This window comes from Candidatus Eisenbacteria bacterium (assembly GCA_016867715.1).
Classification (GTDB): domain Bacteria; phylum Orphanbacterota; class Orphanbacteria; order Orphanbacterales; family Orphanbacteraceae; genus VGIW01.
This window is the reverse complement of sequence record VGIW01000087.1, coordinates 1-13,572: the sequence shown is the minus strand read 5'-3', so window position 1 is coordinate 13,572 and position 13,572 is coordinate 1. Positions and strand designations below refer to the sequence as shown.

The 13,572-nt window shown below is 66.4% G+C and carries 7 protein-coding genes; 6 read left to right on the top strand and 1 reads right to left on the bottom strand.

Annotated features, from left to right (window positions below; all coding sequences use genetic code 11):
* The 6 genes from FJY73_11900 to FJY73_11875 all read left to right on the top strand — a co-directional run.
* Positions 1-925: T9SS type A sorting domain-containing protein (locus FJY73_11900; protein MBM3321368.1), on the top strand; the 925-nt coding region annotated here is incomplete at its 5' end.
* Between the two features lie 149 nt (positions 926-1,074).
* Positions 1,075-2,040, top strand: coding sequence for a hypothetical protein (locus FJY73_11895; GenBank protein ID MBM3321367.1), 966 nt, complete (start codon positions 1,075-1,077; stop codon positions 2,038-2,040).
* Positions 2,041-2,481: 441 nt separating this feature from the next.
* Entirely contained in the window at positions 2,482-3,711 is a 1,230-nt protein-coding gene (locus FJY73_11890; GenBank protein MBM3321366.1) for a glycosyltransferase, read from the top strand.
* 52 nt (positions 3,712-3,763) lie between these two features.
* The gene (locus FJY73_11885; protein ID MBM3321365.1) at positions 3,764-4,036 is read left to right on the top strand and encodes a hypothetical protein; all 273 of its coding nucleotides are present in this window, start codon (positions 3,764-3,766) and stop codon (positions 4,034-4,036) included.
* A gap of 104 nt (positions 4,037-4,140) precedes the next feature.
* Positions 4,141-11,451, top strand: coding sequence for an Ig-like domain-containing protein (locus tag FJY73_11880; protein MBM3321364.1), 7,311 nt, complete (start codon positions 4,141-4,143; stop codon positions 11,449-11,451).
* Positions 11,452-11,512: 61 nt separating this feature from the next.
* Positions 11,513-12,463 carry a pyridoxal-phosphate dependent enzyme gene (locus FJY73_11875; protein MBM3321363.1) on the top strand — a complete coding sequence of 317 codons (951 nt, stop codon included), beginning with the start codon at positions 11,513-11,515 and terminating at the stop codon, positions 12,461-12,463.
* A 58-nt stretch (positions 12,464-12,521) separates the two neighbouring features.
* Here FJY73_11875 and FJY73_11870 read toward each other — a convergent pair whose 3' ends face one another.
* The gene (locus tag FJY73_11870; GenBank protein ID MBM3321362.1) at positions 12,522-13,391 is read right to left on the bottom strand and encodes a zf-HC2 domain-containing protein; all 870 of its coding nucleotides are present in this window, start codon (positions 13,389-13,391) and stop codon (positions 12,522-12,524) included.
* Positions 13,392-13,572 lie beyond the last annotated feature (181 nt).

Genomic DNA, 13,572 nt, shown 5'->3' with positions numbered 1-13,572 from the left:
GATCAGCATCCTGCCGTACTGGGACTGGAACGACGATTTTGAGGATGCCGACATCTCCGATTGGACGAGAACGCAGTCCGGCAGCGCGAGCATCGGTCTCGACGGAACCCAGGCGCACGGCGGTTCCTGGAGCCTTCGCATCATAGGATCCCAGACTGCGGGACACGGCGCGACCGCGACCTCGCGCCCCCTCTTCGCGGAGCCGATGCCCTTCCTGGATCTCGAGCAAACGTATGCGATCCAGTTCTGGTTCCGGTACGGTTCCTTCAACGAAGCCTGGCTCCTGCGGTGCGGGCACGTCGGGCTCTTCGTCTTCAATCCTGGCGAACCCATGCAGTTCGCGTATGACTGGGACGATCTCCGCTTCTTCGGTGTGCCTTTCGTGAACTATCTCTTCCCGGGCACGTGGGGGTTGGTAACTGTCGAAGTCGATCCCGCTTCGCACGCGTACACAGTCATTGTCTCTGGGAACTACGTTGGGACCGCCGTCTATGACGCAGGGCTGGTGCCTGTGCCTGCGCTCAGCTTCGAGGACCCGCTGAGCGCCGGGGACTACATGAACGCGCACTATGACGAGTTTCTCGTCCTGGGATGCCCCGTGGTCTCGACGGACGTGATGGCGTCGGAACACGAGGCGGACGTTCCGCGCAGCACAGCATGGAGTCTCACCGCGTCGCCCAATCCTTTCAATCCGCGGGGCGAGATCTCGTATCGCGTTCCACCCGGTGAAGGAGCGCGGATCCTCATCCACGACGTCTCCGGTGCGCTCGTGCGAACGCTGGTGGGAAAGGGGGGACTGGTCCAAGGGAGCGTTGTCTGGGACGGACGCGACGATGCGGGACGCGCGCTCCCGTCCGGCGTCTACTTCGTGCGCCTCCGCGCGGGCGAGCGGGAGATCACGCGAAAGGTCGTGCTCTTGATGTGAGGCCACCCGAGCCCGGTCCATCCGGCGATTCCCGGGCGGATGCGTCGCGGATCCCGGGGTCGGATCGTCCTCGCGTTTCCCCGTCCCCGTTTCCCCCCGGGGGTGGTAGGATCAGGCGGGCGGGGGAGAGCCCGCCGGGAGGAGACGCGATGAACGCCCCGCGCATGCCGAGCCTCGCGAGCGCGCTTCCTGTCGCGCTCGCCGTTCTCTTTCTCGTCCGCCTTCTCGGCTGTCTCGACGCGGATCCGCTCGGTCCCGGCGCGGGAGGCGCGAGCCTCGCGGTCCACATCACGGCGGTCCGGGACGGGTCCCTCGGAAAGACCGACGTCCCGGACACGCTTCGCGTCGTTCTCCACGACGTCACCGGGTTCCCCCACACCGACGCGCCGGAGAGCTTCCCCGTCGCCGCCGAGGCGACCGCCTACACGGAGCGCGAGGACGCGACCGGCCGCCATCTGCTTTCGCGCCTCGAGGTCGAGCTTCTCGAGGAGAGGGTGTTCCGCGTGGTGGTCCGCTTCTCGTTCGGTGAAAACTCGACACGTGAAGCGATCGCGGGACAAAGGACGATCGCGCTCCGTCCGGGCGACCGGAAGAGCATTCAGATGGTGATGGCGGACGCGAAGCGTCCGGCGAGCGGCGAGTACGGCCTCTCGATCGCCCGAAGCACCGCCTCTCCCGGGGCGCGGCACGGCATCCCGATCGTTCTTCGGAACGGAAGTCCGATCGGCGGGCTTCAGTTCCAAGTTCGATTCGACAAGAGCGCGCTCGACACCGTGTACGGGATCGAGGTCGATCCGTCGAGCCGTCTTTACGCGGGCGCAACGGGGGATACGCTCATCGGCACGCGCTACGCGCAGCCGACCGACTCGACGCTTCGGGTTCTCACCGTCGATCTCGGCCCGCTCGATGGGGACTCGCTCGGCGGCTCGATTCGTCCGATCCCCGCGGGGAACGATCTTCTCTTCTTCCTTCTCGTCGGCGTGAGCCGCGGGCATCCGGTCCTTCCGGACACCGTGCGTCTCACGCTCGATGAGGTCTTCTTCTCGACGCCGTCCGGGAGCGCCGACATCACGGTGACCGACACGACGAACGGTCTCGTCGTGGTGACCGACTGAGGTCGTGTCAAGACTTCTGCGCATATTCTCTGCGAGGGGTTCTCTCCCATTTGTTGCTTAGGTCGACCGTGACGGCATCGGCGATTCTCTCCAGGCTAGAATCTACAAACGGGCCGATCGGGCATGTCCTCATGCGGATTTCGACGCAGGAACGTTGGATGAGGTTGGCAGTTGGGAGACCTCTCCAGAAGGCCCGCGTCCGCTTCTCGATCTCTTCCCGAGGAAGGGCGCACGGAGGGTCGCGCGACCGAAAAGAGATGCCGCTTGACGGGGCGGGTTCCATGAAGGCTAGAATGGCAGTCGAAAGAAGGACGGCCGAATCTGGAGACGTGTGTTTCGAACGTCCCAAACGGTGCACGGGGTCGGTCACACCCACCCGCACGTTGCTCGCAAGGCCAGCCGCTGCTGTTGCGGCGAGACGTTCGGAGTCAAGAGCCCCACATGCGAATCCTGATGATCACACACTTCCTTCCTTTCCCTCCGCAAGGCGGCAGCCTTCAGAGAAGCTACAATATCCTCAAACAGATGGCGAAACGCCACCAGGTTCATCTTGTTTCCCTTTCCCAGAAGGCGCTTCATCCGGACAAGAACTCGCTCGCTCGAAGTATCGAAGCCTTGAAGGAGCACTGTCCGCACGTCAAGGCAGTCAATATCCCCAGCGACTCAAGTCGACTTCAATGGTACTTGCTGTTGCTGCTCAATCTTCTCTCGCCGACACCCTATTCGGTATGGCGATTCCGCTCGAAACAGATGGCTTCAGAGATAAAGCGGTTCCTCAACGGTTATGCTTATGATGTGTTGTACTTCGATACCATTGACTTGGCGCAGTACTTGCCGGCGGGGTTGGATACGCCAACCGTCATGAATCATCACAACGTCGAGTCCGGTCTTGCTCTAAGACGCAGTGCAAGTGAACGCAATCCGCTATTAAGGCTCTATCTTAGGATTCAAGGGCTCAAGATCAGACGATACGAGACGGTTCATGCGCCCCGATTCGATCTCAACCTCGCCGTTTCGGAAGTCGACAAGGCTTTGTTCGAAAGCTTCATTCCGGGCGCTCGTTTCACTGTCATCCCCAGTGGAACGGACACAGACTACTTCCGAGCCTGCGATCCCGGCGATTCCAAGGAGCTGGTCTTCGTAGGAGGGATGACGTGGTATCCTAATGCTGCAGGGATGTCCTATTACTGCAGAAAGATCTTTCCTCTGATCAAGGCAGAGGTTCCCAATGTAGTCATGAACATAATCGGGCGGTCTCCTCCTCGGGCGGTTCAGGAGTGTTCACTGCAGGACTCGGCGATCAGGCTGCACGGCTTTCTTCCCGACATCCGAGAAGTCGTAGGGCGGTCTTCCGTGTACGTTGTTCCCCTTACCGTGGGAGGAGGCACCCGTCTGAAGATCCTTGACGCGTTTTCTTGCGGGAAGGCGGTTGTGTCTACATCTCTGGGTTGTGAGGGAATAGAGGTGACGCCTGGAGAAAACATCCTGATCGGGGATACGCCCGAGTCGTTTGCGGATCAAGTGGTGCGTTTGCTCCGCGACAAGAAGATGAGAGAGAGGATTTCTACTAACGCGAGGAGACTCGTTGAGGACAAATACGGCTGGCCCATAATCGGAGAGAGGCTCGACATGGAGCTAGAGACTCTCAGAAACGCCGGCAGCGGGCGATAGAATCCGGGGACGCCGTCCCATCTTCCATCAGACAGACAGAACGCCGCCGTGAGTGCCTACGGGCTTGGACGCGGCGTCCAGGAACACGGAAGACCCTCCCGAGCGGAGTTCGAGAGACCCCTGGTCGCTCGGCGGCTCGCTCCGTCCGATCCCCGCGGGGAACGATCTTCTCTTCTTTCTTCTCGTCGGCGTGAGCCGCGGGCATCCGGTTCTTCCGAACACGGCGCGCCTCACGCTCGAGGAGGTCTTCTTCTCGACGCCGTCCGGGAGCGCCGACATCACGGTGACCGACATGACGAACGGCCTCCTCGTGGTGACCGACTGACCTTCGATTGACCCGCGGGTTCGATTCTGATAACCTGTTATCGGACAACGTGAACTCGATCTCCGGTCCGTCGAGTCCCGAGCCCCCGCGGAAGAGCCTGGTCCATGCTCGCACGAGGAAAGAGAGAATGCGACAGAGGGCATGCCCTTCGGGGTGCCGCTCTTGGCGTTCTCGCGGCGATTCTGGCGGCCGGATCCGCCGGTGCCGTTCTTCCGCCGCCAACCGGGCTCGATGCGTCGGTCGATTCCTGCTGGGGGGTGCGCCTCTCGTGGGACGATCTTCCGGGGGCCGACTCGTTCGAGGTGCGCCGGGGAGAAACGGTCTTTCACACGATCGACCTCTTCTTCCGCGACACCGGCGCGCCCGAGGGCTTCTCGGACTACTGGGTCGCCGGCATCGACTCGGACGGGGCCGGCGAGCGCGCGTCCGCGACCGGCCGGCGTCTCGCGGTGCCGAACACCCCCGCGAGCTTCCTCGCGAGCGACACCTCCTGCACGCTCGTTCGTCTCTCGTGGGACGCGGCCGCCGACGCGGACAGCTACCGAGTCTCGCGCGGCGGCCTCCTCCTCGCGACGCTCCCCTCGACGATCCTCTTCTATGAAGACACCGCTCCCCCGGGGCGGTACGGATACGCCCTCTCGGCGGGGAACGCGTGCGGGTGGTCGGGCGCGGCGGTCGACAGCGGAACGGTTCTCTCTCCGCCCGCGCCGCCGGCCGGTCTCTCCGCATCCGACACGATCTGCGGCCTCGTCCGGCTCTCGTGGACCGCGGCGGCGCACGCCGATTCGTTTGATGTCTATAGAAACTCGGCGCGGATCGCCTCGGTCGCCGGAACGGAATTCGAGGACGTTCCGTCCCCGGGGACCTACGCCTACGAGGTCGCGGCGAGAAACTCCTGCGGGGAGAGTTCCCGCGCCGCAGACTCCGGAACGCGCCCGCCCGACGCGCCTCTCGCGCCGTCGAACCCGGCCGCGTCCGACACGAGCTGCCACTTCATCCTCTTGACCTGGGAAGACGTCGCGGACGAAGAAGGATATCGGATCCGCCGAGACGGCGCGCCGATCGCGACGCTCCCTCCCGGAACGACGTTCTATCAGGACGCTGCGGTGGCGAGCGGCACGGCGCACGCGTATCGGATCGAGGCGTTCAACGGGTGCGGCGGATCGTTTAGCTCTGAAGTGATCGGCGAGCGGATCTTCGGCTACCCGGATCCGCCGAACGATGTCCAGGCGAGCGACGCGCTCTGCGACAGCGTGTTCGTCTCGTGGACCTACCCCGGCGCTCCGGGCCAGCTCGACAGCTTCCAAGTCCTCTTCCGCGCGCCGGGAGGTCCGGGCTGGACGCGCGCGGGCGCGGTCCTTCCCAACGCCGGCCCGCACTTCGGGTTCGGCCACGCGCAATCGTCCGGATCCTGGGAGTACCGCGTGGCCGCCTTCAACTCGTGCGGGTCGTCACCGGCGAGCGAGGGGAGCACCGACGATGCGGAAGCGCTCACGAGTCCTTCCGTCCCGGCGTTCTTTGCCGCGAGCGATTCCCTCTGCTCGAGGGTCGAGCTCGAATGGTCCGCTTCGGCCGATGCGGACACGTATGTCGTCTTCCGGGACGGCGCGTTGCTCGCGAGGGTCCTGGCGCCGGCGCTCTCGTACGTCGATGAGCCGATCACCGGGACGCACGCGTACGCTCTTCGAGCCGCGAACCGCTGCGGCCGCTCGGCGGAGAGGACCGACGCGGCGTACGCGAGGCCGCGCCCGTCGCCTCCGGCGAACGTCTCCGCTTCGACCGACTCGTGCGGCCTGATCCGGATCGAATGGCAGGGAGCGCCCTCCGACACCGGCTACTACCTCTATCGCGACGGCGCCTTCCTCGCGAAGACTCCGGCCGGGGTCTTCTTCTTCCGCGACACGGGCGCCCCTCCGGGCCCGCACGCGTACCGGGTCGGCGCGCTCGACATCTGCGGGCGTTCCGATTCGATCGCTGCGAACGGGATCCGTCCGCCCGACGCCCCCGCCGCCCCATCCGCCTTCTCCGCCACCGACAACGTGTGCGGCGCCGTCTTTCTCTCCTGGAGCGCGGTGCTTGATGCCGATTCATTTTATGTCTATCGAGATTCGATCCGCATCGCGAAGACCGCGGGAACGGCGTTTCAGGATATCCCGCCCGTCGGAACGTACCGCTACGAGGTCTCGGCGAGGAACAGGTGCGGTGAAGGCCCTCGCGCGGCGGACACCGGTGTTCGTCCGCCCGACGCGCCCGCGGCGCCGTTGAACCTCGCCGCCTCGGATGCGGTGTGCGGCGCGATCGAGATCACGTGGAGCGCCGCGGCGAACGCGGAAGGCTACCGCGTGCTCCGCGACGGGATCCATCTCGCCGACGCGGGGGCGACGTTCTACTCCGACTTCTCCGCGGCGCCCGGGTCGTCGTACGTCTACACGGCGAACGCGTGGAACGGTTGCGGGGAGTCGGGGGAGAGCGCGCCGGACATCGGACGGAGGCCGTGGGACGCGCCCGAGGCCCCAGGCGGGGTGAGCGCGTCCTTCGGCCGCTGCGACGGCGTCGAGATCGATTGGCTGGACGTGATCGGCGAGGACGGCTTCGTCGTCGAGCGGAACGGGACGATCCTCGACACGCTCGAGTCCGGAGAGACCTCGTATCTGGACGCCGCCGCGCCGGGCGGGATCTCCCTCAGCTACCGGGTCGGCGCGTTCAACGCGTGCGGACCGGTTCCGAGCTTTTCGGCTCCCGCGTCCGGTTTCCGCCTTCCGCCTCCCGCGGTCCCCGCGTCTCTCGACGCGGATTCCATCTGCGGCGGGGTGCGGCTCCGCTGGACAGACGTCTCGTGGGAAGACGGATACGCGATCGCGAGGGACGGCGCCGTCATCGACACGGCGGAGGCGGACGCGTCAGAGTACATCGACGCCGGCGCAACGCCCGGGACGGCGCACGAGTACGCGGTCGGATCGTTTAACGCATGCTTGGCCGCCCCCTCGTTCACGAGCCCGGTGGTCGGGGTCCGCCCGTACGACGCCCCGGCCGCGCCACTCTCCGTCTCCGCCACCGACGATCTCTGCGGCGAGATTCGGATCAGCTGGATCGTGTCCGCCCACGCGGACAGCCACCGCGTCTTCCGGAACGGGGCCTGGATCGCGACGGTCAAGGGGAACGCGATCATCGACACGCAGGCGCCGCCCGGGACATACGCGTACACCGTGCGCGCGAAGAACTTCTGCGGCGAGTCCGTGTCGAGCGCGCCGGAAGCGGGAACGCGCCTCCCGGACGCGCCCGCGGCGCCGACGAACCCGGCGGCCTCCGACACGAGCTGCCACTTCGTTCTCGTGACGTGGGGGGATGTCGCGAACGAACAGGGCTATCGAGTCTTTCGCGACGGCCAACCGATCGCCGATCTCGCCGCGAACACGACTCTCTTCCGCGACGCATTCGTCGGGAGCGGGTCGCCGCACTCGTACCAGGTGCAGTCGTACAACTCGTGCGGCAGCGCGTTCAGCGTCGCCGTTCTCGGCGAGCGGATCCTCGGCTACCCGGATCCGCCCGTGCAGGTCACCGCGTCCGATTCCTATTGTGATCGCGTGACGGTCACCTGGGTGTTCACAGGAGGGGCCGTCGACAGCTTTGCGGTTTCCTATCGGGACACGGCCGCGCTCGGGTGGACCCTGGCCGGGTCGGCCTCCTCGTCGGCGCGCATGTTCACGCACGTTCCGGCGGCCGGGACCTACGAATACCTCGTGCAGGCGCACAACTCCTGCGGCGCCTCGCCGGAGGCCGCTTGGAGCAAGGACGTCGGCACTCGCAAGCGCGCTCCGTCGGCGCCGGCGTTTCTGGCGTCGAGCGATCGCGAGGTGTGCGGCAATCGCGAGTTCCGTCTTCGCTGGAATCGCGTCGCGGGCGCCGCCCGCTACGTCGTCCTCGACGGATCGGTCGAGCACGACGTCGGGACCGACACGACCTACGCCTCGACGAAGACCGCCGCCGGGTCGTACTCCTTCCGCGTGCGCGCCGAGAACTCGTGCGGCCAGAGCCCGACCAGTTCTCCGTGGACGGTCGAGGTGCAGGCGAGCGCCTCCGCTCCGACCGGAGTCGTATCCAGCAACAACTTGTGCGGAGCGATCCGGATCTCGTGGACCCCGTCCTCGGCGAGCAACGTCTGGATCGAAAGAGAAGGGAGCCGAGTCTATGTGAGCGGGACCGGCTCCTGGACCGACTCGCTCCCCGCGGGCGGATCGAGAACCTACGCGGTCGGCGGATGGAACAGCTGCGACACGCTCGGCGCGTCGGCGCAGCCGGCCGGCTTCGCCTATCCGCTCGCGATCGCCGCGCCGGTCGGCGTGCAGGCGACGCGCGGGCTCTGCGACTCGGTGCGGGTCGTTTGGAGCTACTTCCCCGAGCAGACCGGCGTCGATTCGTTCCGCGTTCTCCGCATGGAGGGGCCGATCACCTCCACGGTCGCCGTCGTCCCCGCGGGCGCTCCGCGCGAGGCGGCCGACCGGAACGTTTCAACGGGAACGATTTATGTCTATAAAGTTCGCGCGGAAAGCCCCTGCGCCCAGGCGATCTCCGCGGCCGACACCGGCTATGCCTACGCGCGCCCCGGGGCGGCGACCTGGAGCGACCCCGCGTCGTCGGCCTGCGTCGGCGCGCCGTTCCGCATCCGGTGGAACGCATCGGCGGGCGCCGAGCGCTACGAGGTGCGGAAGAACGAGGCTCCGATCGACACCGTGACCGGGAGAGAGCTCGTTCTCGTCGAGACCGCAACGGGGAGTCACCGATTCCGCGTCGCCGGCATGAACCAGTGCGGCTACGGAACGGCGAGCGAAGCATGGACCGTGACGGTGAGCGAGGCGGCCGCCGCCCCGACCGGGGTGCGTCTCGACACCTCGTTCTGCGACTCGGTCATCGTCCGCTGGAATCCGCAGACCGACAGCATCCGGGTCTACCGCTCGGACCGAGCCGAGGCGATCTGGAAGGGACCGGGGAACGGTCGCGCCGTGGACTACCCGCAGCGCGCGGCGACCTACCGTGTCCACTCCTTCAACGGATGCGGGGAATCGCCGGGCGTCGAGGCGGCTCTCGCGCGCCCGAGGCTTCGCCCCGCCGCTCCCTCGAACGTCAACGCGACCGACGGGTATTGCGATTCGGTCGAGGTCGCCTGGTCGATTCCGAACCCGCCGTCGATTCCGGTCGAGTGGGTCGAGATCGTGCGAAGCCGGAACGACACGACCATCGTGGTCGGGTCGAACCTGCCGCCCTGGCCGAGCCGTTTCGTCGATCGGGGCGGCTCGGGGACCTATCGCTACGAAGTGGTCGCGCGGAACGTTTGCGGCGCGTCGCAAGGGGGAGCGACGTCGTCGGACCAAGGAGGCTTTCTCCCGGCTGCGGGGGCGGTGGTGTTCGCGTCCTCCACCGACACGGCGGCGTGCGCCGGCGGGCGCTTCGTGCTCCGGTGGGAGCCGGTGCCGGCAGCTCTCTACTACCGGGTCCTCGAGACGATCGGAGGCGACGAGCGCGTGCTCGCGATCGTGGAGGGGCAGCGCGACTCGGTTTCCCTTTCCGCGGACGCGGCGGGCCTTCGGCTCTTCCGCGTGCAGGCGACCGGCCTCTGCGGCCCCGGGCCCCTGGGAGAGCAGCGGACGGTCGCCGTCTACCGGCCACCCGAGCCCCCGCCGAACCTCGCGGCGACCCTCGACCTCTGCGGAGAGGTGCGGCTGACGTGGCCGGCATCCGCGGGCTCCGCGGGGAGGTTCCGCGTCCTCAGGGACGGCATCCCGATCGGGACCGCCGCGAGCGCGGAGAGCGTGTTCGTCGACCAGGCGGTGACCGAAGGAATGGTTTATACGTATACCGTCCTCGGCGAGAACACCTGCGGCGTTTCCGAGACGGGCGCGGCGGCGCTAGGCTCCTCGCGCCCGGGCCTCGCCGCTCCCGCGCTCCGAAGCCCGCCGGACGGCGCCGTGGGGCTCCCAATCCCGGTTCTCCTCGCGTGGGAGCCGGTCGAGGGAGCGGAAGGGTACGCCGTCCGCATCGAGGAGATCGCTTCCGGCGCGCTCGTCGTCGAAACGCTTCTTCCTCCGACAGACACCTCGTTCCTCGCGTCGGAGCTCGGCCTCGGGACGCGCTACCGATGGCGCGCGGCGACGCGGAGCGCGTGCGGCGTCGGCGTGCCGGGCGCCTGGCGGACGTTCGGCACGCTCGCGATCGCGCCCTCGGCGCTCGCGAGCGACCCCGCGAACGGCGAGGACGAGGTCGAGGTCGGCGTCGTGATCCGCGTGACGTTCAGCGTGCCGATCGATCCGACGACTCTTTCATACGTGAAGCTATTGGCGGGGAGCGCGGAGGTCGCGGGAACCCGTTCGCTCGAAAGCGGCGGGAACCGGCTCGTCTTCGCTCCGGACGCGCCGCTCGCCTACGGGACCCACTACGCGCTCGATTTCTCCGGTCTTTACGATGTCTTCGGAAGATCGTTCGCGGGGCTTCCTCCGATCGCCTTCCGGACGAAGCCGGCGGAAAGACCGTTCGGGGACATGGACGGCGACTACCAGCGCGATCTCGCGGACGTCGATCTCGCGGTCCGTCTTCTTCTCGGCCTCGGCGATCCGGCCGATCCGCCGTTCTCCCGGATCGACCTGAACGGGGACGGACGCTTCAACGTGGCGGATCTCGTGCTTCTCGCGCGTGTGCTCGTCGAAGAGGGGACGATCGTTCTCGGCGGGAAGAGGGCCGAGCCGATCGCGATCGAGGCGCGCGCGATGGCGGACGGCGAGCCGAACCGACACCGGGTTGTTCTTTCGTTCCCGATCCCTTCCGGGGCGCGCGCGGGGCTCATCGAGATCGCGCTTCCGCGAGGACCGAGCGCTCTTGCCGGCGTCGCGTTCGAGGGGATCGAGACGGGCGATCTTCGCCGCGCGGTCGATCACGGAATCCTGCGTGTTCTCGTCACGCCCCCTCTCGCGGGAGCGCCGAATCCCGCGCGGGCGAGCGAAGCGGAGGGGAGGCTCGCCCTCCTCTTCGCGGGTGAGAGCGCCCCCGCGGGGATCGAGGTGCGCGGGATCTCCTGGTCGGACGGAACGGGGGGCGTTCGCTTCTTCCGTCCGGCGGGCGGCGAGGTTCTCGCGATCCGCTCGGCCGGGAGCTTGGAGCTCCGCCCGAACCGCCCGAACCCGTTCAACCCGCGCACGGAGATCCACTACTTCCTCCCGAGCCCGTCCGAGGTTCGCCTTCGCGTGCTCGATCCGGGCGGGCGCGTCCTCGCGCTTCTCGTGGACCGCGTGGAACTCGCCGGATGGCACACCGCCGTCTGGGAAGGGCGGACGGACGCGGGCGCCGAGGCGGTCTCCGGCGTCTACTTCGCGTGCCTCGAGACGAGCGCCGGCACGCGCACCGTCCGCATGACCCTCCTCCGCTGATCGGTACCAGGTACAGTTCGGCTCGTACCTGGTACACTCATGCCCTTCGGAGGGAACCGGAATGATCTACGAGAACATCATGGAGGTCGTCGGGAACACGCCCGTGGTTCGTCTGAATCGGGTTGGGAAGGAGCTTCCCGTCGAGCTTTACGCGAAATGCGATTTCCTGAACCCAGGCGGTTCGCTCAAGGACCGCCCCGCGGTTCGAATGGTGAAGGGGCTCGAGGAGCGGGGCGTCATCGATTCCGGAACGACCCTCATCGAGCCGACGAGCGGGAACACGGGGATCGGCCTCGCGTTGGCCGCCGCGGTGCGCGGCTACCGCCTCATCATCACGATGCCGGAGAAGATGAGCCGCGAGAAACAGGTCGTTCTCGAGGCGCTCGGCGCGGAGATCATCCGCACCCCGACCGAGGCCGCGCACGACGATCCGGAGAGCCTCTTCGGCGTCGCCCTCCGATTGAACGAGGAGATCGAGAACTCGGTCATCCCGAACCAGTACACGAACCCCGACAACCCGGATTCCCACTACTACGGAACCGCCGCCGAGATCTGGAACGACTTCGGAGACACGCTCGATCTTGTGGTGATCGGCGCGGGGACCGGCGGGACGATCACCGGAGTTTCTCGATACCTCAAGGAAAAGAAGCCGGACATTCGAATCATCGGCGTCGACCCGTACGGATCGGTTCTCGGCGGGCGCACGGACGTGCACACGTATCTCGTCGAGGGGATCGGCTACGACTTCGTTCCGGACGTCCTCGACAACAGCCTCGTCGACCGCTACATCTATGTCGACGACAAGAACAGCTTCCTGATGGCGCGGCGGCTGATCCGCGAGGAGGGGCTTCTCGTCGGGGGAAGCTCCGGCTCGGTCGTCTGGGCGATGCTCGAGGCGCTGAAGGAGGAGAAGGGAGCTCGCAAAGCCCTCGCCATCCTCCCCGACTCGATCCGCAACTACCTCACCAAGTTCGTGAGCGACGACTGGATGCGGGAGAAGGGGTTCTTGTAGCTCAGAAGGAGTTTTGCGAAGGTATGCGAAGATATCCGACACCGCCAGGTGTTTTGGACTACGGAGCCCCCGTCGTCCTCACACGGAAGTAGTTCCGCTCGACGTACGGCACGTCCTCCTGCAGCCGTCCACTCCGAAGAAGCACTTCGTACAAGCCGTCCTCGAAGCGGCGCGCGGTCCGAAGGAAGACAACGAAGGTCCCCGAACGAATGTCCTCCCTATGAACAACGGTCCGCAACAGGGCTATTCCCGAAGGCGACCGGATCTCGATCGAAATCTCGGAATCCTCAAGGAGAGAAACCGGAACGACGATTGGTAGAGCGATGACTCGTACCTCGGGGGAAACTTCGATCGAGATCGCCTCCTCGTCACCCCGCACGAGGCCGGGCTGCACCCAGGGCACGAGCCCGGAAGTCGCGGGGGGAGCTTCTGGGGCCTCTGTTCGAGCCAAGAGAAGGAGAGCGGCGGCCGTGGCCGCAACAGCCCACCCAGTGACGCCCCAACGAACCAGGAGAGGACGGTTCCGGACAAGAGATCTCCTGCCTCTCTTCAAGACGGAATCCTTGCTGCCTCGACGTTCCTTGTCCGTTTCTTCCTCTCGCGGCAGACCCTCCGAAGCCTCTCTTGTCGGCGTCTCCAACTCGCGTCCGGCCACGTGCTCAAGGGTGGGTTCGAAACCTAGGAATTCGAGTTCTCTCCTGCAGTCCGCGCATCGGCCCAGGTGCTGTCGCACCATCGCTCGTTCCAGGCCCGTGAGTTCCTGTCGCGCACGTTCCCAGCGGGCGATCATTCCGCTCGGTATGTGGATGTCCCGCGAGCTCTCCGTGCTTTCCGTCTCGACGAAGGACTGCAGAAGCGCGCGACAGGTGTCGCACTCGGCGGCGTGATCCAGGAGAGCTCGTTCTTCCGAGTCCTCGAGAAGGCCCAAGCGGAAGGCGAGAACCCTCGCCCGAAACCATGCATGATCCGGCCGCCCGTTCGTCACGCCGATCCCTTTCTATTACGGGGAGCAGGATGTAGTTGACATTCTCACCAGGCGGCATACTGGACCTCGGGGGCGTCGAAGTAGCGACGCACAAGCTCGGGGCGGCGCTGGGTACTTCTCAGGT

What these genes read in the sequence shown, in the direction of transcription:
- FJY73_11880 (MBM3321364.1), top strand. Translation starts at nt 4,141, where the DNA reads ATGCTCGCACGAGGAAAGAGAGAATGCGACAGAGGGCATGCCCTTCGG.
- FJY73_11875 (MBM3321363.1), top strand. Translation starts at nt 11,513, where the DNA reads ATGATCTACGAGAACATCATGGAGGTCGTCGGGAACACGCCCGTGGTT.
- FJY73_11895 (MBM3321367.1), top strand. Translation starts at nt 1,075, where the DNA reads ATGAACGCCCCGCGCATGCCGAGCCTCGCGAGCGCGCTTCCTGTCGCG.
- FJY73_11890 (MBM3321366.1), top strand. Translation starts at nt 2,482, where the DNA reads ATGCGAATCCTGATGATCACACACTTCCTTCCTTTCCCTCCGCAAGGC.